Below are 23,180 nucleotides of genomic sequence, written 5' to 3'. Positions count from 1 at the left end.
CCTCCGGGGCGGGCGGTGGGCGGGCGGGGCGGGTCAGTCGGTGGGGAGCAGCACGCCGGGGTTGAGGAGTCCCGCCGGGTCGAGGCGGGCCTTGACGGCACGCAGCGCGTCGACGGCGAGCGGTCCGGCCTCGCGCACGTACCAGTCGCGGTGGTCGGTGCCGACGCCGTGGTGGTGGGAGATGGTGCCGCCCGCCGCGAGCACGGCCTCGTTGGCCGCGTGCTTGGCGGGCGTCCAGTGCGTGAGGGGATTCTCGCCCTGGGCGCTGACGACGGTGAAGTAGAGGGAGGCGCCGTTCTCGTAGACGTGGGAGATGTGGCACATGACCAGGGGCGGGGTGCCGGCGCGGGTGAGGGTGTCGGTGAGGGCGGTGCGTACGGCGGTGTACAGCGCGGGTATCCGGGACCAGAACGCGGCGGTCTCCAGGGTCTCGGCGAAGGCGCCGGCGTCGAGGAGGGCGTCGCGCAGGTAGGGCGCGGAGTAGCGGCCGTGGGCCCAGCGTTCGCCGGGTCCGGTGCCGACGAGGGTGCCGCCGCATTCCCGCAGGACGGCCGCCGCCTCCTCGCGGCGCCGGGCGGTGTCGGCCGCGGTGCCCTCGTAGCCGGTGACGGCGAGGCAGCCGGTGCCGCCGTCGGCCATGGCGGCGCCGATGGCGTCGGGCTGGGCGAGGCCGACCAGGGTCTCGGTCTCGTCGGAGAGGCGGAGCACGGTGGGCCGGGGGCCGTCCTGGGCGAGCCTGCGCAGCGCGGCGCCGCCCTCGGCGAAGGAGTCGAACCGCCAGCCCTCGTAGAGGCGTTGCTCCGGCTGGGGCCGTACGCGGACGGTGACGGAGGTGATGACGCCGAGGGCGCCCTCGGAGCCGAGGAGGAGCTGGCGCAGGTCGGGCCCGGCGGCGGAGCGCGGGGCCCGGCCGGTCTCGATGGTGCCCTCGGGGGTGGCGAGGGTGAGGCCGAGGACCATCTCGTCGAAGCGGCCGTACCCGGCGGACGCCTGGCCGCTGGAGCGGGCGGCGGCGAAGCCTCCGACGGTGGCCCACTCGAAGGACTGCGGGAAGTGGCCGAGCGTGAACCCCTGTGCGGCGAGCAGGGCTTCGGCCCGCGGGCCGCGCAGGCCGGGCTGGAGGACGGCGGTGCGCGAGACCGGGTCGAGGTCGAGGAGGGCGTCCATCCGGCGCAGGTCGAGCGCGACGAACTCCCCGTGCTCGGGGGCGAGTCCGCCGACGACGCTGGTGCCGCCCCCGTAGGGCACGACGGCCACCCGATGGGCGGCGCAGGCCCGCAGGACGGCGAGCACCTCCTCGTGGGAGGCGGGCAGGACCACGGCCCGCGGCACGTCCGTGACGTCGCCCGCGCGGATGCGCAGCAGGTCGGGGGTGGATTTGCCGCGGGTGTGGCGGACGCGGCTCTCGGTGTCGGTGCGGACGTGGTCCGCCGAGCCCACGGCGTCGGCGAGGTCCTTCAGCACCGCGGGGGCGAGCACCGGTCCGGGCAGCTCGATGTCGTTCAGGGCGACGGGAGTCGAGGCGCTCGGGCGGACGCCGAGCAGGTCGTGCAGGAGCCCGGCCACCGCTTCGGGCAGGGGGGCCGCCTTCGCCGGGTCGCCCCAGCCGTTCCACAGCATGTCCATCGAACGGTCGTCCTCACCAGGTCGGTTCGGTGTGTGCGGCGCCATCTCCCCCCGGCCGCCGGGGCGTTACACTGTTACACATGACGTCCATTCGTCACAACCGTTCGGACGCCGACACCGTGCTCGACGCGGTGCGCGACTGCGTCCTGGCCGTAGGTGTCCGCCGCACCACCCTCGCCGACGTGGCCCGCCGTGCCGGGGTCTCCCGGATGACGCTGTACCGGCGCTGGCCCGATCTGCGTTCCCTGGTCGGCGACTTGATGACCCGCGAGTGGCTGGCGGTCGCCACGCGCTCGATGCCCGCCGCGGCGGACGGGCCGCACACGCGCGCCCGGATCGTGACGGGACTGGTCACGGGCGTCGCCGAGTTCCGGGACCACCCGCTGTTCCACAAGATCCTGGACGTCGACCCCGAGCTGCTCCTCCCCTATGTGCTCGACCGGCGCGGCGCCACCCAGGAGGCCCTGCTGGCACTGCTGGCCGAGGCACTGCGCGAGGGCCACGCGGACGGCTCGGTACGCGTGACGCACCCCGGACGCCAGGCCCGTACCACGCTGCTGACGGTGCAGTCCTTCGCGCTGTCGCTGCGCACCATGACCGACGAGGACGACCCCGAGCTGGACGCCGCCGCCTTCCTGGGCGAGCTGCGCACCCTCCTGGAAAGGACCCTCACCCCATGAGCATCCGCGACCACGCCGACCGCTCCGCGGCGCCGGGCTCCTCGCTCGAGGCCGCCCGCCGCACCCGCGAACTGGCCTCGGCGGCCGGCGGCGCCACGGCCGACCTGCTGGTGGTGGGCCTCGGCGCGACCGGGGCGGGCGTCGCCCTGGACGCGGCGGCACGCGGTCTCGACGTCGTCGCCGTCGACGCCCACGACCTGGCCTTCGGCACCTCCCGCTGGAGCTCCAAGCTGATCCACGGGGGGCTGCGCTATCTGGCGGCCGGCCAGTTCGACGTGGCGCACGAGAGCGCGGTCGAGCGGGGCGTGCTGATGACGCGCACGGCCCCGCACCTGGTCTCCGCGCAGCCCTTCGTGCTGCCGCTGACCCCGATGGTGTCGCGGGCCCAGGCGTCGCTGGCGTGGGCGGGGTTCCGGGCCGGGGACATGCTGCGGATGGCCGCCCGCACCCCCCGGCAGGTGCTGCCGGTGCCGCGCCGGCTGACGTCGGCCGAGGCCCGGCACCTGGCACCCTCGGTGCGCACGGCCGGCCTGCGCGGCGGGCTGCTGTCCTGGGACGGCCGGGTGACCGACGACGCCCGTCTGGTCACCGCCCTGGCCCGCACCGCCGCCGCGCACGGCGCCCGGGTCCTCACCCGCGTACGGGCACTGGAACTCGGCCCCGCGGGCGCCCGGTTCCGGGACGAACTCACGGGCGAGGAAGGGGAGATACGGGCGCGCGCCGTCGTCAACGCCACCGGCGTGTGGGCGGGGGGCCTGGTCGAGGGCTTCCGGGTACGCCCGTCGCGGGGCACCCATCTCGTCCTGCGTTCGGAGCGGCTCGGCGCCCTCCCGGCCGGCCTGCACATCCCCGTGCCCGGCGAGACCAACCGCTTCGTGCTGGTGCTGCCCCAGGGCGACGGCCGCACCTATGTCGGTCTCACCGACGAGCCGGTCGAGGGCGAGATCCCGGACGTGCCCGAGGCGCCGGAGACGGACATCGGCTTCCTGCTGGACGTGCTGGGGTCCGTGCTGGACTCCCCGGTGCGCCGGGACGAGGTGGACGGCGCGTTCGCCGGACTGCGCCCGCTGCTGGACACCTCGGCGCCCGGCGGCCCGGACAGCGCCTCGGTGCGCACCTCGGACATCTCGCGCCGGCACGCGGTGCTGACCTCGGCGGACGGGGTGGTCACCGTGGTCGGCGGCAAGCTGACCACGTACCGGCGGATGGCCCAGGACGCCGTCGACGCGGCCGTGGCCGCGCGCGGCCTGCCCCAGGTCCCCTCCCCGACCGCCGCGCTCCCCCTGGTCGGCGCCGCCGCCCCGGAGCGCCTGCGCGCCCTGCCCGCGCCCGCCCGCCTGGTCCGCCGCTACGGCACCGAGGCCCCGGCCGTGCTGGCCCTGGCCGAGAGCGACCCGTCTCTCGCCCGGCCGGTGCTGCCCGGCCGGGAGATCACCGGCGCCGAGCTCCTGTGGGCCGCCCGGCACGAGGGCGCCCTGGACCCGTCCGACCTGCTGGACCGGCGCACCCGTATCGGGCTCGTCCCCGAGGACCGGGCCGAGGCGCTGGCCGTCGCCGCCGAGATGCTTCAGCGGGCCACCCCATCGGACGCCTGACCTGTTTCCGTGCGGCGCGGCAGGGGCATCCGTCGCACGTGACGCCCCCTGGCCCCCACGCGACCCGCCCGCCCGCGCGCGGCCGCGCCGATCTCCGCTTCGACGGCTGGATCACCGGCGTCGGCACCGCCTCCGGCACCCGCCTGGTGCTGGGCCACTGGCCCCGCACCCCCTTCGGCCCCTTCAGCGACGTGATGGTCGAACGCGGCGACGGCCACCGCACCCTCCTGGCGCCCACCCGGCAGGTCGCCGACTTCGTCGCGGGGACGTACTCCTTCGACGAGGTGCGGGTGGTGCCGGTGGGGGTGCGGGTCGCCGGGGACCGCTGGACGGTGACGTCCGGACCGCTGCTCGACCTGTGCTTCACGGTGGGGCGCCGGGGCGCGCTGGGCACCCTGCTCCGGCTGGCGGCTCCCGTCACCTCCCGGCCGAGCTTCGCCGCCCTGACCGACCCGGTCGCCCGGCTGCTGCTGGGCGTGCGCACGCGGGGCTCCGCCGGGGGCGGCCGGTACGAGTGGTACGGCGCCCGTGACCTGCGCCGGCTCACGGCGGCGACGGCCGCCTTCGAGGGACGGGACCTCGGCCCGCTCGCGCCGGTCGACCCGCCGGTGCGCTTCGGCTTCGGCTCGACCCCGCGCACTCCGTGCCAGGTCAGGGTCACCACGACGGTGCGCCTCGCGGACTGAACCGGTCAGCCGTCCTGGTGGCGGTCGAGCGCGTCGAGCAGCCGGCGCAGGGAGGTCCGGGTCGCCCGGATCTCGTCCTCGGGGATCTCGCCGAAGAGCTCCCGGTGCGTGACCTCGGCGCGTTCGGTCAGGCGGCCGAGCGCCCCCGCGCCGCTGCCGGTGAGCCCCAGCCGGGGGCTGCCCCGGTGGTCCGGGTTCGCGGTGAAGACGGCCAGACCGAGCTGGACGAGGTCGTTGGCCACCCGCTGCACGTTCTGCCGGGTCACCCCGAGCCGCCGTGCGACCTGGGGCACGGTCAGCGGGTCCTCGGACACCGCGCTCATCACCTGCCAGCGCGCCTGGGTGAGCCCCTCCGTACCGGCGGTCCGCTCCCCCAGCCGGCGCAGCGCGCCCGCGGCCTCGTACACCTCGGCGACCAGCAGTGCTGCCTCGTCCCGCATTCACGCCTCCCGCATGACAACGCCCTGTCGATGTGGCAACAGCCTGCCACAGCTCGATTGACAATACATACCCAAAATGCCAACGTGTTGTCATCCACTGCCGTCGAGACTTCAGGAGGTTCCCCATGCCGACCGCGACCCCCACCACCACTCCCGCCGTCCGGACCCTCGAAGCGGCCCTGGCCCGTGCCGCCGAGATCCGCCCGAGGACCGGCGGGTTCCCCTACCTCGCCGAGACCCTGCGCCGGGCCGGGGTGACCCGCTGCGCGATGACCGTGCCGTCGAACGCGATGCTGTACCTCACCGCGGCGGGCCCGGTGGCCGTCCAGGGCGAGCCCCTGTTCACCGGCACGAGCGGCGTACCGTCCTTCGACCGTGCCGCCCTGATCACCGCACTCCGCGCCGACCAGGCGGGCGAGACCGCCTTCCCGGAGTTCGTCCGGGGCTGCTGGCACGCCGGTGTGGTCCGGTACGACGTCGACCTGGCCGCGCGGACCTGCACCTACTACGGCGCGGGCGAGGAGAGCTACGTCGAGACGTATCCGGAGGTCACCGTCTGACCGGCGCGGTTCACAGTGCGCGCGGCGGGCGCAGCCGTACCCGGGTGCCCACCGCCAGGACCAGCGCGATCGCGCAGACGGTGAAGACCATCCCGGCCCCGCGCACCCCGAGCCCCACCGTCAGCGCGCCCACCCCGACGACCGGCAGCGAGATGCCGAGGTAGGCCACGACGAAGAAGGCCGAGATGGTGGCGCCCCGGTGCCGTTCGGGCGCCGCCCCGCCGACCGCGGTGAGCCCCGCGCGGAAGGCCATGCCCTGTCCGGCGCCGCCGGTGATCCCGCCGACCAGCAACAGCGGCAGGGACTCCACCAGCAGCGAGGTCCCGACCAGGACGAGCCCGGCGGCGAGCACCGCACAGCCCCACGGCAGCGCGGCACGGGCGCCGATCCGCCCCATGAGGAGCTGACCGCCGGTGGAGGCGCAGAACACGCTGAACACCACGGCGCCGGTCACCGCGAGGTTGTGCTCGCCGAGGGTCTCGGTGAGGAAGGCGGGCGCGACCGCCGTGAACAGGCCCAGCAGGGAGAACCCGGCGAAGGCGGCCAGCGCGCACGGCCCGAACACCCCGCGCACCTCGGGCGGCACCCGCATCCCCTGCGGCCTGAGCGGCGGCCGGGGGCCGTCGTGGTGGACGGTCTCGCCGAGCAGCAGGGTGACGATGAGTGCCACGGCCAGCAGGGCGAGGTGGACGAGGAAGGGCAGGACGAGCGGCAGGGGCGCGTACTCGGCGAGGAGTCCGGAGACGAGCGGCCCGAGCCCGAGGCCGCCCATGTTGGCGGCGGTGGCGGCGAGCGCGGCCCGGCCCCGGCGCGCGGGCGGCGCGAGATCGAGGACGGCGGCCGTGCCGGTGCCGCTGAACAGGCCCGCCGAGAACCCCGACAGCACCCGGCCGAGGTACAGCAGCGGCAGCCCGCCCTCCAGCAGGAAGCACACGGCGCTGAGCGCGGACAGGGCCAGCGCGCCGATCAGCACGGGGCGCCGTCCCAGCACGTCGGAGGCGCCCCCGGCGAGGAGCAGGGCGACGATGACGCCGACCGCGTAGACCGCGAACACCACGGTGACGATCAGTTCGGAGAACCCGATCCGCTCCCGGTAGAGCCCGTACAGCGGGGTGGGGAGCGTGGTGCCCATCATGCCCACGGCGAAGACGCCGGCCGCCGCCTTGTAGCCGGGCCGGGGATGCCGCCGGGAGGAGCCGGCGTCGGAGTCGGTCACACCTCACCTTGGCACGCGGGGGCCGGTCGGGCGTGACGCGGACACGCCGGGGCATCGGCTTGTCATGGACTCACATGTTCTGGCACGACAGGGCCGGGGGCAGGCCCGGCGAGCGGCCGACAGCACGGCCATGACAGCGGCGGCGAGGGCGGGCTTCGTCGCCCGCGGACTGATCTACCTCCTGGTCGGGGTCATAGCCCTGCAGATAGCCCTGGGCGGTGACGGCGGCGGCAAGCAGGCCGACCGCGGCGGGGCGCTGGCCGAGCTGGCGGAGAAGCCGTTCGGCGCGGTGATGCTGTGGATCGTCGGCATCGCGCTGGCGGGCATGGCGCTGTGGCGGCTGTCGGAGGCGGTGTTCGGCGGCGCCGGGCAGGACGGGGGGAAGGCGTCCAAGCGGGCGCTGGCCGCGGCGCGCGCCGTGTTCTACGCCTTCGTCTCCTACTCCGTGCTGTCCTACGCGGCCGGGCACAAGGGCAGCGGCGGCGGTTCCTCGGACCGGCAGAGCGACGACGTGACGGCGATGGCGCTGAAGTGGCCCGGCGGCCAGTGGATCGTCGGCGCCGCCGGGATCGCCGTGATCGGCGCGGGCGCGTGGATGGTTTTCCGGGCCGCGACGAAGAAGTTCCGCAAGCACCTGCGCACGGGCGAGATGTCCCGCGCCGCGCGGCGGGCGACCGACGTGCTCGGGGTCGTCGGCGGCGTCGCCCGCGGCCTGATCTTCGGCGTGGCCGGGGCGTTCGCGCTGGTCGCGGCGGTGCGGCACGAGCCGGGCAAGGCAAAGGGCATGGACGACACCCTGCGGTCCTTCCGCGATCTGCCCGCCGGGCCCTGGCTGCTGGCGCTGATCGCGCTCGGCCTGGCCGCGTTCGGCCTCTTCTCCTGGTGCAACGCCCGCTGGCGCGAGGTGTGAGCCGGGCGGCGCCTCCGCCCCGGGCGGGAGCCCCCAGGGGGCGCCGTCATCACCCCGTGCCGCCTCCGGCCCGTCCGGAGGCGGCACGGTCGCGTGACATCAGTCACAGGCACTGATGACCTTCCTGGGTCGCTTAGTAGGTGCCGCTCGCGGCGACAAGCGAGCTTTGTCCGTCTTGGCATGGATATGGATCATGCTGTCCCCCGGCCCGGTCCGCCCGGCCGCGCCCGGCACTCGCTTTCGCAAATCATGAGGGGTTCTGACGGCGCGGCAGCCGACCTCCGGGGCCGCCGGAGCCGGGTCGGCACGCCCTCGTGACCTTGGCAAGGGGCCCACCGGCCTACGAAGCTCATTAGTACGACTGTCCTTTTGCGTGCCTTGTGTGGCCGTCCTAAGAATGACGTCTCGCAGGGCGTCCTGGCCGTTCGGGAGGCGGGTTCCACGCAGAGGAAGCCGCGCGGCGGCGCCCGGCGTCTACCGAATGAGGTTTCACGCATGGGAAAGCACCGCAAGAACCAGCAGTACCGGAGAGCACTGATAGCCGCCGTCGCCGTCGCCGCGGTGGGCGTACCGACCGCCGCCGTGGCCTGCGTGAACTGGCGGGACGACGACGGCCGGCCCGCCGAGGCCACCGCCTGGCAGGCGGAGCAGAGCCCCGTCGACACGTCGCAGCCCGTCGCGAAGCGGGACGCCGGGAACGGCCACCGCCCCGCGGCAGCCAAGTCGCCCGCCACCACGACGTCCTCCGCTTCCCCCAGCGTTCACACCCGCACCGAGCACCGGTCCGCCCCGGCGCCCGCCCGGCAGCACACCGCCCGGGCGTCGGCCCCGAAGACCACCGCCGCGCCCGCCGCCCCCAAGCCGGCCGCCGCGAAGCCCGCTTCGGCGCCGGGCGTACGGCTGGTCTCCGACCGGCCCCGTCCCGCGCAGCCCGCCACCACCGCCGCGCCGAGCACCCCGCAGCCCGCCGCGACCGCCTCCGGCGAGGTCGCGCGGATCGTGGAACTGGTGAACGCCGAGCGTGCCAAGGTCGGTTGCTCCCCGGTGAAGCTCAACTCCACCCTGTCCAAGGCCGCGCAGGACCACAGCGCCGACATGGCCGCGCACAACACCATGTCGCACACCGGCTCCGACGGCTCGGACCCGGGCTCCCGCATCACCGCCGCCGGCTACCAGTGGAGCGCGTACGGCGAGAACGTGGCCTACGGCTACTCCACGCCCGAGCAGGTCATGGCGGGCTGGATGAACAGCTCCGGCCACCGGGAGAACATCCTGAACTGCTCCTTCAAGGAGATCGGCGTGGGTCTCGCGCAGCCCGGCAGCTACTGGACCCAGGACTTCGGCACCGCTCGGTAGCACCCCGCCCGCGCGGCGTGGCGTGCCGGACACTCGCGAGCCGTACCGCGAGGATTGACCCCTCGTGCGGATCGGCTGGGAGGCGGGTGTCGGGATGACGGTGGGCCGTATCGGCTTGGTCGTGCACGCCGGGCGTCCGGCCGCGCTCGAAGCGGCGGACGCGGTGCGCCAGTGGTGCGCCGAGCACGATGTGGGCTGCGCCGACATCGACGTCTGGCAGGAGGGCGCGCGGCACAGCGCCCGCGAGGAGGTCGACAGCGCGGGCGATCCGGACCTCATCGTCACCCTGGGCGGCGACGGCACCTTCCTGCGCGGCGCCCGGCTCGCGGCGGAGAACGACGCCCTGGTGCTCGGGGTCGACCTCGGGCGCGTCGGCTTCCTCACCGAAGTCCCCGCCCCGGCCGTACGAGACGCGCTGGACGCGGTGTACGAGGGCCGGTTCGAGGTCGAGAGCCGGATGCTGCTCACCCTGCGGGCCTCCTGCCCGCTGGGCGTGCCCGAGCGCATGGCCGACCTGGTGCGCTACGGGCGCGGCCCGATGCTGCCCCCGCCCCGGGTGCGCCCGGACTGCGAGATCGGGGACGACTGGGGCGTCGCGCTGAACGTCACCGCGCTCAACGACGTGGTCGTGGAGAAGCTGGCCAGGGACCGGCAGGTGTCGGTGGGCGTGTACATCGCCGGGCAGCTGCTCGCCTCGTACTCCGCGGACGCACTGCTGGTGGCCACGCCGACCGGGTCGACCGCGTACAGCTTCGCCGCCGGCGGACCGGTGGTATCGCCCCGGACCGAGGGGCTGCTGTTCACCCCGGTCGCCCCGCACATGACGTTCAACCGCTCGGTGCTGGCCGCGCCGGACGAGCCGATCGCGTTCCGGGTGCTGGAGCGCTCCGGGCAGGCCGCCGTCAGCATCGACGGCCAGGTCCGGGGCGTGCTGAACCCCGGCGACTGGATCGGCGTGTACGCCTCGCCCCGGCGGCTGCGGGCGGTACGGCTGGGCCCGATGGACTTCTACGGGCGGCTGCGCGAGCGGATGAAGCTCACCGACGCTCCCGCGGCCGTCGCGGACGGACAGGCCGCCCCGCTGTGGCCGGTGCGCTCGGCGCCGCCCGGCGATCTGGGCCATCTGGCCCTGCCCACGGTTCCCGCCGAGGCCCCGCCACCCGCCTGAGCAGCGCAGACGCCACGGCGGCCGGGCGAGATCGAAAGCCTGTCCAGGATTCGCCGCCGGAAGTGAGAATGTGCCCGGCTTCGGGGCACTAGCAGAGCAGGTACTTCTCCTACGGCTGGAGGCACACCATGCTCGCCATCGGTGTCATTCTGCTCATCATCGGCTTCCTCACCGGGATCTCGATCCTGTGGACGATAGGCATCATCCTCGCGGTGGTCGGCGCCATCCTCTGGGTCCTGGGCGCCACCGGGCACGCGGTCGCCGGCCGACGGCACTACTGGTGACCTCTCTCTGGTGACCTCTCGGCCCCCTTCGGTCCCCCTGGACGAGCGACAGCGCTCGTCCAGGGGGACCGCCGATGTGGCGGAACCCGGCATGCGGGACGCGTGCGGCTGCGGAAGGCTACGGACCAACTGGAGAAGGGACCCGCCATGACCTTCGACTCCGCGTCCATCGAGCCCGTGCCGCCGTCCTCGCCTCCCCCGCCGCCGGTGCGGCCCTGGCTGGTGGAGGACCTGCCCGCGCTGGACCCCGACCCGTTCCTCGACTCGCTCCTGCGCGACGAGCCGGTCACCCGCATCCGCCTGCCCTACGGCGAGGGGCACGCGTGGCTCGTCACGCGGTACGAGGACGTCCGTTTCGTCACCTCCGACCCGCGTTTCTCCCGCCAGGAGCTGGTGGGCCGCGCGGTGACCACCATGGCGCCGCAGACGGTGGCCTCGCAGACGGCGGGCCTGCAGTACATCGACGCGCCCCGGCACACGGTGCTGCGCAGGGTCGTCGCGCGGGCGTTCACCGCGAAGAGCATGGCGCGGCTGCGGCCCCTGGCGGAGCGCACGGCCCGCCGGATGCTGCGGGACATGCGGCGGGCGGGCGCGCCCGGGGACCTGATGGAGCACCTGTACACGCCGTTCCCCATCGCGGTGGTCTGCGCCTTCCTGGGCGCCGACGAGGACGACTGGCACAACTGGGCCGGGAACTCCGAGGCGCTGCTGACCAAGGCGGACGCGAAGGAGCGCAACCAGGCGGCCCGCCAGGACACCCGCGACCGGGTGGTCGCGCTGCTGGAGCGCCGCCGCACCGAGCCCCGCGACGACCTCGCCGGAGTGCTGGCCGAAGCCGCCGCGAGCGGCGAGATCAGCGACGACGAGGCGATCTCGCTCGCCATGGCCGTGTACGTCAGCGGCGGGCACGCGGTGCGCAACAACAGCGGCTCCATGATGTACGCGCTGCTCACCCATCCGGACCAGTTCGCCCGGCTGCGCCGTGAGCGGGAGCTGCTGCCGAAGGCGGTGGAGGAGCTGTTCCGCTACGTCCCGCACCGCAACGGCGTCGGCATCCCCCGGATCGCCACCGAGGACGTGGAGGTCGGCGGCCACCTGATCCGCAAGGGTGACGTGGTCTACAACGCCTATGTCGCGGCCAACCGCGATCCCGCGGCCTTCCCGGCCCCCGACCTGCTGGACTTCGACCGCTCCGGACCGGGGCACGTGGCCTTCGGGCACGGTCCGCACTTCTGCCTGGCCGCGCTGATGGCCCGGATGGAGGCCGAGGTGCTCGTGGAGGCGGTGATGGACGAGTTCCCGGAGCTGCGGCTCGCCGTACCGGCCGAGGACATCGACTTCCAGCGGGACGGCCTGATTCGCGGTCCGAGAACACTGCCGGTGAGCTGGTAGCGGGGGAGCATATTTGCTCGCGCGTACGCCTGCGATCCGATGCCGGTCATCAGCAATCGAAAGAGGGCCACTTGAGGGCTTCCTGGCACGCTTCTCGCATTCGCGTACGCACATACAGCGCCCGGTGCGGGCGGGCGGTCCCGGCCGCGGGGGCCCGGCGTCCCCCACTCGGGCGAACGTCCGGGGCCGACCGGCGGTAGGTTGATCTACATGAGCGACAACGTGTATTTCGACATCACCATCAACGACGAGCCGGCGGGCCGCATCGTGTTCCGCCTCTTCGACGACGTCGTACCCAAGACCGCGAAGAACTTCCGCGAGCTGGCCACCGGCGAGCACGGCTTCGGCTACGCCGGTTCCCCGTTCCACCGCGTCATCCCGCAGTTCATGCTCCAGGGCGGCGACTTCACGCGCGGCAACGGCACCGGCGGCAAGAGCATCTACGGTGAGAAGTTCGCCGACGAGAACTTCACCCTCAAGCACGACCGTCCGTACCTGCTGAGCATGGCGAACGCGGGCCCGAACACCAACGGCTCGCAGTTCTTCGTGACCACGGTCGTCACCGACTGGCTGGACGGCAAGCACGTCGTCTTCGGCGAGGTCGTCGAGGGCCAGGACATCGTGGACCGCGTCGAGTCCCTCGGCAGCGGCAGCGGCGCGCCCAAGGCCAAGGTCTCGGTCTCCGCGAGCGGCACCGTCTGATCCGTACGCCATCGCCGTGCCCCCGTTCCCCGGGGGCACGGCGGCGGATGCCCGCGCTCAGCCTCCGGTGAGCTCCGAGAAGCGACGGGCATCGATGTTCCCGCCCGAGGCGATGACGCCGACCCGGGGCGGAAGGTCCTCCACGCGCCCGGACAGCAGGGCCGCGAGCGGGGTGGCACCGCTCGGTTCGAGGACGATCTTCAGGCGCTCGAAGGCGAACCGCATCGCGTCGACGATCTCCTCGTCGCTGACGAGGGTGATGGCGTCGACCAGCCGCTGGTTGATCCCGAACGTGATCTCGCCGGGGCTCGGCAGCACCTGCCCGTCGGCGATGGAGCGCGGCACCGGGATGGTGACGCGCGCCCCGGACTCCAGCGAGCGCTTGGTGTCGTCGCCCGCCTCCGGCTCCACGCCGATCATGCGCACGGCCGGATGCAGCGACTTGGCCACGACGGAGCTGCCCGCGATGAGCCCGCCGCCGCCCACCGGGACCACCAGCGCGTCCAGCTCACCGGTGTCCTCGAAGAGTTCCAGCGCGGCCGTGCCCTGGCCGGCGATGACGTCGAGGTGGTCGTAGGGCGGGATCAGCGCCAGCCCCCGGTCCCTGGCCAGCCCCTCGCCCAGCTCCGCACGCTCCTGGGTGTAGCGGTCGTAGGTGACGACCTCGGCGCCGTAGCCGAGGGTGGCCTCCATCTTGGAGCGGGGCGCGTCCTCGGGCATCAGGATGACGGCGGTGGTGCCCAGCTCGCGGGCGGCCAGCGCGACGGCCTGGGCGTGGTTGCCGGAGGAGAAGGCGGCGATGCCCTTGGCGAGCTGGTCCGGCGGCAGCTGCGCGGCGGCGTTGTAGGCGCCCCGGAACTTGAACGCGCCGACCCGCTGGAAGTTCTCGCACTTGATGTACACCGAGGCCCCGACACGGGCGTCGAGGGTGCGCGAGGTGAGGACGGGCGTGCGGTGCGCGACGCCCTTCAGGCGGGCGGCGGCCTCACGGACGTCGTCGAGGGTCAGCTGCGGTTCTGCGGGCATGGCGGGTCCCCCAGGGAGTGGTGTGGGCTATTGCTTGGTGTAGTTGTAGACGGTCGCCCGGGACACCCCGAGCAGGCCGGCGATGGTCTGGGCGGCGTCCCGAGAGTCGAACCAGCCGTCGGCGTGCAGTTGCCGCACCAGCTCGCGCCGGGCGTCCCGGCCCAGCGATCTCGGGGTGCCCCCGCGCCGCGAGGCCAGCTCCTCCACGGTCCGGCGCAGCTCGCGCGCGTGCCGGTCCCGCAGCGTCTCAGGCGGTTCGGCGCCGTGTTCGGTGCCGGTGGCGACCAGGTTGGCCAGGGTGAGCGCGAGGGGCGACAGCACGGACACGTCCAGGTTGAGGCAGAGCGCCGCGATGTACTCGCCCTCGCTGTTCCGGATGCCGATGGAGGTGCTCTTGGCGGGCCGCCCGTCGGGGAAGCGGTTGGGATAGTTCTGCACGACGTCCGGGTAGCGGGGGTCCGCGATGCGGGCCAGGCCCAGTTCGGTCGCGGGATCACCGGGGGCGCGGCCGGAGAGGCCGTTCTCGACGACCCGGACCGCGTGGTCCGGGTCCCGCAGGTCGTGCAGGACGACCTCGCACAGGCCCGGGAACATCCGCCCCAGCGCGACGGCGACCTTCTCGGCCTCGGCCAGCAGATGCTCGTCCTCGGACCCCACCGGCACCGCCTCCGTCGACTCTGGACAGGCTTTCCAGTTCTGGACGATACATCCACGTCGCCCCCGGCACCAGGGACCTTTTCCGGTTGGCCGGGGCGCCGGGGTGTGGCACCGTGCGGTGCCGTGCCCATCGATGTGCAGAACTTCACCGCCGCCAACCTGCTGCGCCGCCCGGAACCGGTCCGGGTCGGCGGCTTCGTGGCGGGCTTCGACCCCACGACGACCAGCCCCTACGTCAACTACGCGACCCCGCTGCCCGGCATCGCCCCGACGGACGCCGACGTGGCGGCCCTCGTCGCCGCGTTCCGCGAGCGCGGGCTGCTCCCCCGGCTGGAGTTCGCCCCGGACGCGGCACCGCGGGCGGAACCGGCGCTGCGCCGGGCGGGCTTCACCACCGAGGCGGTGCACGAGTACCTGGTCTGCACCCCGGCCACGCTGACCCTCCCCGCGGGCCTGCCCCAGGCCGAGGTCCCTCGCACGGACGCGGAGTTCACGGAGATCGACGCGGCTCTCTCCGAGGCGTTCGACGGGGAGTTCCCTGCGTCCGCCGAGGGCGCGGCGCGGCTGCGGCGTACGCAGGAGCGCGGCGGGGCGGTCCGGTTCGTGCGCGCGGCGGACGGCCGGTGTGCCGGTGCGGCCAGTTGCTCGGCGCCCGCCCAGGGCACGGCCGAGCTGGCCGGGGTGGGCACGCGTCCCGCGTACCGGGGCCGGGGTGTGGCGGCCGCCGTCACCTCGGCGCTGGCCGGGGCGATGTTCGGCCGCGGCGCGGAGTCGGTGTGGCTGGAGTACGGGGGCGACGGCTCCCGGCGGGTGTACGAGCGGGTCGGTTTCCGTCCGGGCGGCACCCGGCTGTATCTGCGGCTGGCGGCCCCGCTTCCTTAGCGGCGTGTTAGATCTGCGCGTCGTCCCTTGTCCGGGGCGGGTGGGCGGCGCATGCTCGGGCGGCACCCGGGTCCGGCGCGAGACGCGCCGACGGGCCCCTCTCCCCCCTCGTCTGGAGCCGCCATGTCCGCGTCCGCCGCCCCGCCCACGGTGACACCCGCGTCCCGCCGTTTCGCCCTGATCGGCGGTTCGCTCGGCAATCTCGTGGAGTGGTACGACTGGTTCGTCTACGCCAGTTTCGCCATCTACTTCGCGGACTCCTTCTTCCCCGGCGACAACCCGACGACCAAGCTGCTGAACACGGCCGGCATCTTCGCGGTCGGCTTCCTGATGCGGCCGGTCGGCGGCTGGGTGCTGGGGCGGGCGGCGGACCGGCACGGCCGCAAGAGCGCGCTGACCCTGACCGTCACGATGATGTCGGTGGCGGCCCTGCTGATCGCCGTCGCGCCGACCTACGGCCAGGCGGGCTACTTCGGCGCGCTGGTGCTGCTGCTGGCCCGGCTGCTGCAGGGGCTGAGCATCGGCGGGGAGTACGCGGCCAGCGCGACCTACCTGACGGAGGCGTCCGCCCGGAACCGGCGCGGGCTCGGCTCGTCCTTCCAGTACGTGTCCATGACCTGCGGGCAGTTGCTCGGTCTGGCGATCCTGATCACGATGCAGCACACCCTGACCACCGAGCAGCTGCAGAGCTGGGGCTGGCGGGTGCCGTTCGTGCTGGGCGCGGTGTTCGCGCTGGTGGTGTTCTGGCTGCGGCGGCGGCTGACGGAGACCGAGGCGTTCACCGAGGAGACGGGCGGCGGCACCGACACCGCGCGCGGCTCGCTGAAGGCGCTGTGGGAGCACCGCCGCGAGGCCGGTCTGGTGATGGCGCTCACCCTGGGCGGCACGGTGGCCTACTACACGTACACCACCTACCTCACCAAGTACCTGATCGGCAGCGCGGGCATGGCCAAGTCGACGGCCACGCTGGTGAGTTTCACCGCGCTCGCGGTGTTCGCGGCGATCCAGCCGCTGGCCGGGATGCTCTCGGACCGGATCGGCCGCAGGCCGCTGCTGATCACCTTCGCGGTGGGGTGCACGGTGGGCACGTACCCGATCATGACGGCGCTGGGCTCGGCCAACTCGTACTGGTCGGCGCTGGGGCTCTCCCTGCTGGCGCTGGTGATCGTCACCGGCTACACCTCGATCAACGCGGCCGTGAAGGCCGAGCTGTTCCCGACCCGGGTCCGCGCGCTCGGTGTGGCCCTGCCGTACGCGCTGGCCAACGCCCTGTTCGGCGGGACGGCGGAGTACGTGGCGCTGTGGTTCAAGGACGCAGGGCACGAGAAGATGTTCTTCTGGTACGTCTCCGGGTGCGCGCTGGTCTCGCTCGTCACCTACGTCCTGATGCCGGACACCCGGCACGCCGCGCTCAGCCGGGCCGAGGCGGAGGCGGACACCGCGTCCGGGCTCACCCCCGCGAAGGCCGCCGGCTGACCCGGCCGTGACTCCGGCCCGTGCGGCTGCGTAAGCTGCCGCCCAGGTCAACACGGCACGAGGACTTCCCATGCACGCGCTGCTCGTCGAGGACGACGACCGGATGGCCCAGGCGCTCTCCACGGCCCTGGCCCAGCGCGGCCACACCGTGCGCCGGGCCGCCCGCGCGCTGGACGCGCTGCGGCACGTGCGGGAGGCGGAGTTCGTGCTGCTGGACCTCGGGCTGCCCGATCTGGACGGTCTGGAGCTGCTGCGGCGGCTGCGCACGGTGTGCGGCGCGCCGCTGATCGTGGTGACGGCCCGCTGCGAGGAGCGCGACATCGTGCAGGCGCTGCGGGCGGGCGCGGACGACTACGTGGTCAAGCCGTTCCGCATGAACGAGCTGATGGCCCGCATCGACACCGTGCGCCGCCGCACCGGCACCCCTGCGACGCGTCCGGACGCCGGTCCCGGCCCGGTGCGCGCCGGGGACGTCGAGGTGGACCTCGCGGGGCGTACGGTCACCGTCGCGGGGACGGAAGTACGGCTGACCCGGCGGGAGTTCGACGTGCTGGCGATGCTGGCCGCCCGCCCGGAGGAGGTGCACTCCCGCGAGGAGATCCTCGACCGGATCTGGGGCGACGCCTTCCTCGCCGCGTCCCGCTCGCTGGACGTGCACGTGGCCGGCATCCGCGCCAAGACCGGCCGGGCCGGACTGGTCCGCACGGTGCGGGGGTTCGGCTACCAACTGGGCTCCCCCGCGCGGGAGCCGGAGGTGCGATGAGGCGCAGGCTGCTGGCCGTGCTGCTGGTGCTGATGGGAGCGGCGGCGCTGCTGCTGTCCGTCCCGCTGGCCGAGTCCTACGCCTCGGGGCGCACCGAGCACCTGCTGCTCCAGCGGCGGGCGGACGCCGTGCGGTTCGCCGACCTGGCGGACCGGGTCCGCTCCGCCGCCGACCGCGAGGAGCTGTCCGCCGAGATCCGCCGGTACGCCGGGCTGTACGACGCCTCGGTGACGGTGTCGGACACGGCGGGCCGGACGGTGGCGCGGGCGGGGTCACCGGTGCCGTCGGACGCGGCGCGCGAGGCGCGGGGCCGGGCGCTGACCGGGCGGTCCACCGAGCGGCTGCCGACGGTGCGGCCGTGGGGTCCGGGGCGGCTGGTGCTGGCCGAGCCGGTGGGCCGGGACGAGCGGGTGAGCGGGGCCGTGCTGATGGCCGTGCCGAGCGGGGCGGCCCGGCGGGACGTGACCGTGCGCTGGCTGCTGATCGCGTGCGGGGCGCTGGCGGCGTTCGCGGCGGCGGGCCTGGTCGCCGCGGGGATCACCCGCTGGCTGATGCGTCCGGTGCGCGATCTCGACCTCGCGGTGGCGCGGCTGGCCTCGGGCCGGCTGGAGGCACGGGCAGTCTCCGCCACCGGGCCGCCCGAACTGCGCAGCCTGCGCGAGCAGTTCAACGCGATGGCGGAGGCGGTCTCGGACTCGATCGGGCGTCAGCGGGCCTTCGTCGCGGACGCCTCGCACCAGTTGCGCAACCCGCTGGCCACGCTGGTGCTGCAACTGGAGAACGTGGAGCCGCACATCGCGCCGGGTCCCGGCAGACGGGAGCACGCCCGTGCGCTCGACGAGGCGGAGCGGCTGGCCGAACTCCTCGACGGTCTGTTGGCGTTGGCGCGGGTGGAGTCGGGTTCGGCCGAGCGGGCCGACCAGGACCTGTCCGGTGCGGTGGCGCGGCGGGTGGCGGCCTGGGAGCCGGTGTTCGACGCCTCGGAGCTGACGCTCACCGGGGACGGGGTGGCGCCGGGGCTCCGGGTGCGGGCGCTGCCGGACGCGGTGGGCCGGGTGCTGGACGCGGCGCTGGACAACGCGGTGAAGTTCGTGCCGCCCGGGGGCCGGGTGACGGTGTCGGCCGGCCGCGTCGGGGACACAGAGGTCGTCGTACGCGTCCGGGACGACGGGCCGGGCGTCCCCGAGAGCCGGATTCCGCTGCTCACGCGGCGTTTCGTGCGGGCGCCCGAGCATCAGAACGTGCCCGGCACCGGGCTGGGCCTGGCCATCGCGGACGAGATCGCGCGGCTCAGCGGCGGACGGCTGGCGGTGCGGGCGGGCACTCCGCACGGGCTGCTCGTGGAGCTGTGGCTGCCGGTGCCGTGAGCACGCGGCCGCGTGCCCCGTTCACCCGTACACGGACCGGTAGTAGGCGACCGCTCCCGGATGCAGCGGGAGGTCACCGGTGGCGACGGCGAAGCGGGGTTCGAGCCGGGCGCCCGCGGTGACCTCCCGCAGCAGCACGCGCCAGCGGTGGAACACCACCCGCAGCACGTCCCGCGCCTCCCGCTCCGGGACCCGGTCGCGGGCCAGCAGGTAGTTGCCGACGCCGATGGTGGTGACCGGCCGGGTGAGCCCGTAGACCCCCGCGGGAACGGTGACCGCCGTGTACACCGGCCCGTACTCCGCCCGCAGCGCCTCCGCCTCCTTCTCCAGGGACAGCAGGCGCAGGGGCAGTTGGCGGGCGAGGGCCGACAGGGCCGGGGTGGGGACCCCGCCCGCCCAGACCAGCGCGTCCACCGTCCCCGCGCGCAGCGCGGTCACCGACTCGGCGAGCCCGAGACGCTGTTCGCGCACCGCCCGCCGGTCCGTCAGTCCGGCCGCCCGCAGCAGGCGTCCGGCGAGGACCTGCGCCCCGGAGCCGGTGGCGCCCGCGGCGACGGGGCGGCCCGCGAGGTCGGCTACGGAGCGCACCGGGCCGTCGGCGCGCGCGAGCACATGGATGTAGTTGACGTAGACGCGGGCGAGCGCGGTCACCGGGGCCGGGGCCGTGAAGGGGGCCCCGCCGTGCAGCGCCTGCTCGGCGGCGTCCGCCATGGCGATGGCCAGATCCGCCGAACCCGCCGTCAGCCGACGGAGGTTGTCCACGCTGGCGGCCGTGCTGAGCGGTGTGATGCGAGGGTGCGGGGCGGTCAGCGCGGCCTGTCCGGCGAGGGCGCGGCCGAAGGCGTGGTACGGCCCGCCGGGCGCGCCGGTGGCCAGCAGGAGCCGCCGGTGCGGGCCGCCGTCCGGGGCGCAGCCGGGCAGCCCGAGGGCCGGTCCGCCCAGCAGGGCGGCCCGCAACAGCCCACGGCGGCTGGTCGGTCGGCCGGTCACCGCGGCAGCGTAACTCCCCCCGCCGAGGGCCGCGGGGGGCGGCCGGTCGATGGGGCCCCGGCGGATGCGGCTATCGTTTGCGGCCTCGCTCCCCCGGTCTAGGAAGGGATCTCGGCGTGGCATGGAAGGCACTGCGCTCGGCGCTGGAAGCGGTGTATCTGCGGCGGCTGAACCGCAAGTTGGAGGGTCTGCCCCGGCCCCGGCATGTGGCGATCATGCTGGACGGCAACCGGCGCTGGGCGCGCGGCGCGGGTCACACGGACGTCCGTGAGGGCTACCGCGTCGGCGGCGCCAAGGTCACGGACTTCCTGCACTGGTGCGCCGACGCCGAGATCAGCCACGTCACGCTGTGGATGCTGTCCGACGACAACCTGCACCGCCCTGCCGCCGAACTCGGCCCGCTGCTCGACATCATCGAGGAGACCGTGCGCCGGGTCTGCGCGACCCAGGAGCCGTGGGAGATCGAGATCATCGGTGCGCTGGACCTGCTGCCCGGCGACAGCGCGCGGGTGCTGAAGGAGGCCGCCGCCACGACGACCGGCCGGGGCGGGCTGAAGGTCGACGTGGCGGTGGGCTACGGCGGTCGCCGCGAGATCGTGGACGCGGTCCGCGCCGCCTTCGACAAGCACATCCGCGCCGGGGGCGATCCTCGCGACCTGGCCGCGGACTTCGACCTGGAGCACATCACCGACAACCTGTACTCCCCCGCCGGCCACGACACGGACTTCGTGATCCGCACCTCCGGCGAGCAGCGCCTCTCGGGCTTCCTGCTCTGGCAGTCGGCGTACGCGGAGGTGCACTTCGTGGACGTGCTGTGGCCCGCGTTCCGCCGCCTGGACCTGCTGCGGGCGCTGCGCTCGTACGCGGCCCGCGAGCGGCGTTACGGGCGCTGATCAGCCCAGGCCCAGCCCCCGGCGGCCGGTGGCGTTGAGGCTCCGGGCGGGGAAGCGGTCGGGCCAGTCCCGTTCGTAGTGCTCCTCGGGGAAGTCGCCGGGGCTGGAGCCGGTGAGGAACGCCTCGCGCACCGAGGACGCGTACTCCTCGTTGCGGGGGCACCAGGGCGCGGCGGGGATGTACATGACGTTGCCCCAGCCCTTCTGGTCCCGCACGGGGGCCACGCTGTGGATCATGTCGCAGTGCCACCAGACGGAGTCGCCCGCCCGCACGTCGGGGATGCCGGTGAGGGCCCGCATGAGCAGCGGATGCCACTTCTCGCTCGCGGGGAAGACCTGGTCGACGGTGACCGAGCACATGTCGTCCTCGGGCACGTCGGACAGCAGCGGACGCAGCATCAGGTACGCCATGGCCTCGGGCACCGGCACGGTGTGCAGGACGCCCTGGTCGTGGTCCATGTCGGACAGCGCGGTCCATCCCTGGAAGGTGCGGAAGGCCGAGCACATGGTGGTGCCGGGGTACTGCGGTCCGGCGGTGCGGTGGGCCGGGTCCCAGGGGTCGTACTCCTCCACCGTGCCGTCGAAGAGGTGGCGGAAGGCCCGCTGGTAGGCGCCGGTCATCCACAGGTCGAGGGTGCCGGGGTCCAGGTGGGTGCCGAGTCCGGCGGAGTCGGCGCCGGGCGGGCGGCGCCGGATGCGGTCGGGGTAGAGGGCGTCGCGGTCGGGGTCGAACCACTGGACGCCGTCGGACGTGTGCCGCCAGAAGGAGTTGAGGAAGGACTGCACGCGCGCCATGCGATCGCTCTGGCGTGCCTCCATCTGGGCCGGGGACCAGTAGACGGGGTAGATCTCGGGCTTGGAGCCGACGCTGCCGAAGAAGTCGTCGCCGGGGCCCGTGTACTTCTCGAAGAAGCGGTTGCCCTCGACGTAGTCGACGATCCCGGCGTCCCAGGCGAGCGCCTGTTCGCGGGGGAAGTGCCCGCGCACGACGAGGCAGCCGCGGGCCCTGATCCGGTCCATGAGCCGCGCGTCGACGGTGCCGTCGGCGATGTCGGCGTACTCGACGACCGGCCAGGGGTGCTCCCCGGCCGCCCGCTCCGCCTCGATCTCCGCGACCCGCGCGGCGACCCGCCGCTCGACGATGGCGAAGACCTCCTCGACGCCGCGGCCGGAAGCCTCGATCCGGGCCCTGATGGCGGCCTTGATCTCGCGAATGGCGGCGGGCAGGTCCTCGGGGACCGTCTCCCAGTGCGGCAGCGGGCCGGTGGTCGGTCCGGCGGTTCGGCTCATGTGCCCGACTCCTTTGGTGAGGACTCCTTACCAATTCCACGTTAGGCATCCGGCAGCATTTGGGCAAGAGTCCTTACTAGAATGTGCGCATGACACCCGCCAAGCCCTCCCTGGAGATGCTGCGCGCGCTCACGGACGAGAACGTGCTGCGCGGCCTGATGGCCGGACGGCGACTGACCCGGGCGGAGATCGCGTCGCGGACCGGGATCTCCAAGCCGACCATCTCCGACGCCGTGCAGCGGCTCGCCGCCTCGGGCCTGGTGATCGACACCGGGGAGCGGACGACGGGGCGGGGGCGCTCGGGCTCGTACTACGCGCTCGGGCCGGACCTCGGCACCGCGCTGGTGGCGAGCATCTCGCCGAGCGGGGTGAGCGCCGAGACGGTGGACGCGCTCGGGGACACCGTGGAGCGCGCCTCCGCCGTCCTGGGACGCAACGCGGGCGAGCACCGCGCGGCCCGGGCCCTGACCGAGGTGGCCTCCCGCCTCGCGGAACCCGTGCCGGGCCGCGCGCGGCTCGCCGTCGTCAGCGCCGCCGACCCCGTCGACCGCGCGACGGGCGCGCTGGTACGGCTGCCCGACGCGCCCTTCCTCGTCGGCGCCCTCGACCCGGCCGCCGTGCTCGCACCGCACGTCGGCGGTCCCGTGCTGGTGGACAACGACGTCAACTGGGCCGCCCGCGCCGAGCGCGAGTCCGGATGCGCGGCGGGCGTGGACGACTTCGTGTACGTCCATCTCGGCGAGGGGCTCGGCTGCGCCGTGGTCACGGACGGCGCCGTGCGACGCGGGCACCGGGGGCTGGCCGGGGAGATCGCCCATGTCTGCACGGCCGGGCCGGACGGCACGGCGATGCCGCTGACGGAGGTCTTCGCCGCGCTCGGCCTGCGCCGTCCGGACTCGACGGCCGTCGACGTGGAGGCGCTCCGGGCGGCGGTCGAGTCCGGCGACGGGACCGCCGAGGTGCTGGCGCGCGCGGTCACCGGCGTGCTCGGCGCGGCCGTGGCCCTCGCCGACCCCGCTCTGGTCGTGCTCGGCGGCGAATGGGGGCGCCTGCCCCGGATGCGTACGGCGATCGACCGGCTGCTCGCGCACGGGCCCCGTCCGGTCCGGGTGGCGACGGCGACCGTCGGCGCGCCGGAGATGACGGCGGCGCGCGGGCGGGCGGTCGCGGAGCTGCGGGAGCTGATCGTGCGGTCCGCGCGCCCCGACGGCCCGTGAAAAA

General features: G+C 74.3%; 23 protein-coding genes. 16 read left to right on the top strand and 7 right to left on the bottom strand.

Going from position 1 to position 23,180, the window contains the following annotated elements:
- Positions 1–33: 33 nt before the first annotated feature.
- Positions 34–1,626 (bottom strand): FAD-binding oxidoreductase, encoded by a 1,593-nt coding sequence (locus tag ABZ898_RS10965; protein ID WP_361655659.1) that lies wholly within the window; start codon positions 1,624–1,626, stop codon positions 34–36.
- Between the two features lie 80 nt (positions 1,627–1,706).
- On the opposite strand from ABZ898_RS10965, the gene ABZ898_RS10960 reads away from it, so the two are divergent.
- Genes ABZ898_RS10960 through ABZ898_RS10950 form a run of 3 tightly spaced genes read left to right on the top strand, consistent with a single transcriptional unit; the run spans position 1,707 to position 4,587 of the window.
- A complete protein-coding gene (locus ABZ898_RS10960; RefSeq protein WP_361655656.1) occupies positions 1,707–2,306 on the top strand; it encodes a TetR/AcrR family transcriptional regulator in 600 nt (199 codons plus the stop codon).
- Complete coding sequence (locus ABZ898_RS10955; RefSeq protein ID WP_361655653.1) at positions 2,303–3,901, top strand: glycerol-3-phosphate dehydrogenase/oxidase; 1,599 nt, start codon at positions 2,303–2,305, stop codon at positions 3,899–3,901. Before ABZ898_RS10960 ends, ABZ898_RS10955 begins: the two co-directional genes overlap by 4 nt.
- Before the next feature lie 38 nt (positions 3,902–3,939).
- A complete protein-coding gene (locus tag ABZ898_RS10950; RefSeq protein ID WP_361655650.1) occupies positions 3,940–4,587 on the top strand; it encodes a hypothetical protein in 648 nt (215 codons plus the stop codon).
- Positions 4,588–4,592: 5 nt separating this feature from the next.
- Here ABZ898_RS10950 and ABZ898_RS10945 read toward each other — a convergent pair whose 3' ends face one another.
- A complete protein-coding gene (locus tag ABZ898_RS10945; RefSeq protein ID WP_361655647.1) occupies positions 4,593–5,027 on the bottom strand; it encodes a MarR family transcriptional regulator in 435 nt (144 codons plus the stop codon).
- Between the two features lie 125 nt (positions 5,028–5,152).
- Here ABZ898_RS10945 and ABZ898_RS10940 point away from each other — a divergent pair, with 125 nt between their 5' ends.
- A complete protein-coding gene (locus tag ABZ898_RS10940; RefSeq protein ID WP_361655644.1) occupies positions 5,153–5,587 on the top strand; it encodes a DUF1398 family protein in 435 nt (144 codons plus the stop codon).
- Positions 5,588–5,597: 10 nt separating this feature from the next.
- Here the strand turns inward: ABZ898_RS10940 and ABZ898_RS10935 are convergent, their stop codons facing one another.
- Positions 5,598–6,803: an MFS transporter gene (locus ABZ898_RS10935; protein WP_361655641.1), complete on the bottom strand. Its 1,206-nt coding sequence runs from the start codon at positions 6,801–6,803 to the stop codon at positions 5,598–5,600.
- Positions 6,804–6,867: 64 nt separating this feature from the next.
- Here ABZ898_RS10935 and ABZ898_RS10930 point away from each other — a divergent pair, with 64 nt between their 5' ends.
- The 6 genes from ABZ898_RS10930 (at position 6,868) to ABZ898_RS10905 (ending at position 12,615) form a co-directional block, all read left to right on the top strand.
- Positions 6,868–7,713: a DUF1206 domain-containing protein gene (locus tag ABZ898_RS10930; RefSeq protein WP_361655638.1), complete on the top strand. Its 846-nt coding sequence runs from the start codon at positions 6,868–6,870 to the stop codon at positions 7,711–7,713.
- Between the two features lie 495 nt (positions 7,714–8,208).
- On the top strand, positions 8,209–9,069 hold the full coding sequence (locus tag ABZ898_RS10925; RefSeq protein WP_361655636.1) for a CAP domain-containing protein: 861 nt from the start codon (positions 8,209–8,211) through the stop codon (positions 9,067–9,069).
- A 94-nt stretch (positions 9,070–9,163) separates the two neighbouring features.
- Positions 9,164–10,237, top strand: a complete 1,074-nt coding sequence (locus tag ABZ898_RS10920) for an NAD(+)/NADH kinase (protein ID WP_361656282.1) — start codon at positions 9,164–9,166, stop codon at positions 10,235–10,237.
- 128 nt (positions 10,238–10,365) lie between these two features.
- Positions 10,366–10,521: a DUF6131 family protein gene (locus ABZ898_RS10915; RefSeq protein ID WP_361655633.1), complete on the top strand. Its 156-nt coding sequence runs from the start codon at positions 10,366–10,368 to the stop codon at positions 10,519–10,521.
- Between the two features lie 147 nt (positions 10,522–10,668).
- Entirely contained in the window at positions 10,669–11,913 is a 1,245-nt protein-coding gene (locus ABZ898_RS10910) for a cytochrome P450 (protein WP_361655631.1), read from the top strand.
- Positions 11,914–12,123: 210 nt separating this feature from the next.
- On the top strand, positions 12,124–12,615 hold the full coding sequence (locus ABZ898_RS10905; RefSeq protein ID WP_361655628.1) for a peptidylprolyl isomerase: 492 nt from the start codon (positions 12,124–12,126) through the stop codon (positions 12,613–12,615).
- Between the two features lie 57 nt (positions 12,616–12,672).
- Here ABZ898_RS10905 and ABZ898_RS10900 read toward each other — a convergent pair whose 3' ends face one another.
- Both ABZ898_RS10900 and ABZ898_RS10895 read right to left on the bottom strand, forming a co-directional pair.
- The gene (locus ABZ898_RS10900; RefSeq protein ID WP_361655625.1) at positions 12,673–13,641 is read right to left on the bottom strand and encodes a pyridoxal-phosphate dependent enzyme; all 969 of its coding nucleotides are present in this window, start codon (positions 13,639–13,641) and stop codon (positions 12,673–12,675) included.
- A 27-nt stretch (positions 13,642–13,668) separates the two neighbouring features.
- Positions 13,669–14,298, bottom strand: a complete 630-nt coding sequence (locus ABZ898_RS10895; protein WP_361655622.1) for a PAS domain-containing protein — start codon at positions 14,296–14,298, stop codon at positions 13,669–13,671.
- Positions 14,299–14,421: 123 nt separating this feature from the next.
- Here ABZ898_RS10895 and ABZ898_RS10890 point away from each other — a divergent pair, with 123 nt between their 5' ends.
- The 4 genes from ABZ898_RS10890 to ABZ898_RS10875 all read left to right on the top strand — a co-directional run bounded on the left by ABZ898_RS10890 (position 14,422) and on the right by ABZ898_RS10875 (position 18,786).
- Complete coding sequence (locus ABZ898_RS10890; protein WP_361655619.1) at positions 14,422–15,180, top strand: GNAT family N-acetyltransferase; 759 nt, start codon at positions 14,422–14,424, stop codon at positions 15,178–15,180.
- 123 nt (positions 15,181–15,303) lie between these two features.
- Positions 15,304–16,656: an MFS transporter gene (locus ABZ898_RS10885; protein WP_361655616.1), complete on the top strand. Its 1,353-nt coding sequence runs from the start codon at positions 15,304–15,306 to the stop codon at positions 16,654–16,656.
- A gap of 70 nt (positions 16,657–16,726) precedes the next feature.
- A complete protein-coding gene (locus ABZ898_RS10880) occupies positions 16,727–17,419 on the top strand; it encodes a response regulator transcription factor (protein WP_361655613.1) in 693 nt (230 codons plus the stop codon).
- Positions 17,416–18,786, top strand: coding sequence for a HAMP domain-containing sensor histidine kinase (locus ABZ898_RS10875; RefSeq protein WP_361655610.1), 1,371 nt, complete (start codon positions 17,416–17,418; stop codon positions 18,784–18,786). Before ABZ898_RS10880 ends, ABZ898_RS10875 begins: the two co-directional genes overlap by 4 nt.
- Positions 18,787–18,807: 21 nt before the next feature.
- Here ABZ898_RS10875 and ABZ898_RS10870 read toward each other — a convergent pair whose 3' ends face one another.
- Positions 18,808–19,776, bottom strand: a complete 969-nt coding sequence (locus ABZ898_RS10870) for a TAXI family TRAP transporter solute-binding subunit (RefSeq protein ID WP_361655607.1) — start codon at positions 19,774–19,776, stop codon at positions 18,808–18,810.
- Between the two features lie 116 nt (positions 19,777–19,892).
- On the opposite strand from ABZ898_RS10870, the gene ABZ898_RS10865 reads away from it, so the two are divergent.
- Positions 19,893–20,669: an isoprenyl transferase gene (locus tag ABZ898_RS10865; RefSeq protein WP_361655604.1), complete on the top strand. Its 777-nt coding sequence runs from the start codon at positions 19,893–19,895 to the stop codon at positions 20,667–20,669.
- Here the strand turns inward: ABZ898_RS10865 and ABZ898_RS10860 are convergent, their stop codons facing one another.
- Positions 20,670–21,959 (bottom strand): DUF1479 domain-containing protein, encoded by a 1,290-nt coding sequence (locus ABZ898_RS10860; RefSeq protein WP_361655601.1) that lies wholly within the window; start codon positions 21,957–21,959, stop codon positions 20,670–20,672. It lies immediately after the preceding gene.
- Between the two features lie 89 nt (positions 21,960–22,048).
- On the opposite strand from ABZ898_RS10860, the gene ABZ898_RS10855 reads away from it, so the two are divergent.
- Complete coding sequence (locus tag ABZ898_RS10855; protein ID WP_361655598.1) at positions 22,049–23,176, top strand: ROK family transcriptional regulator; 1,128 nt, start codon at positions 22,049–22,051, stop codon at positions 23,174–23,176.
- Positions 23,177–23,180 lie beyond the last annotated feature (4 nt).

It is taken from the genome of Streptomyces sp. NPDC046860 (assembly GCF_040645115.1).
Taxonomy (GTDB): Bacteria; Actinomycetota; Actinomycetes; order Streptomycetales; family Streptomycetaceae; genus Streptomyces.
This window is presented reverse-complemented; position numbering and strand designations above follow the sequence as displayed.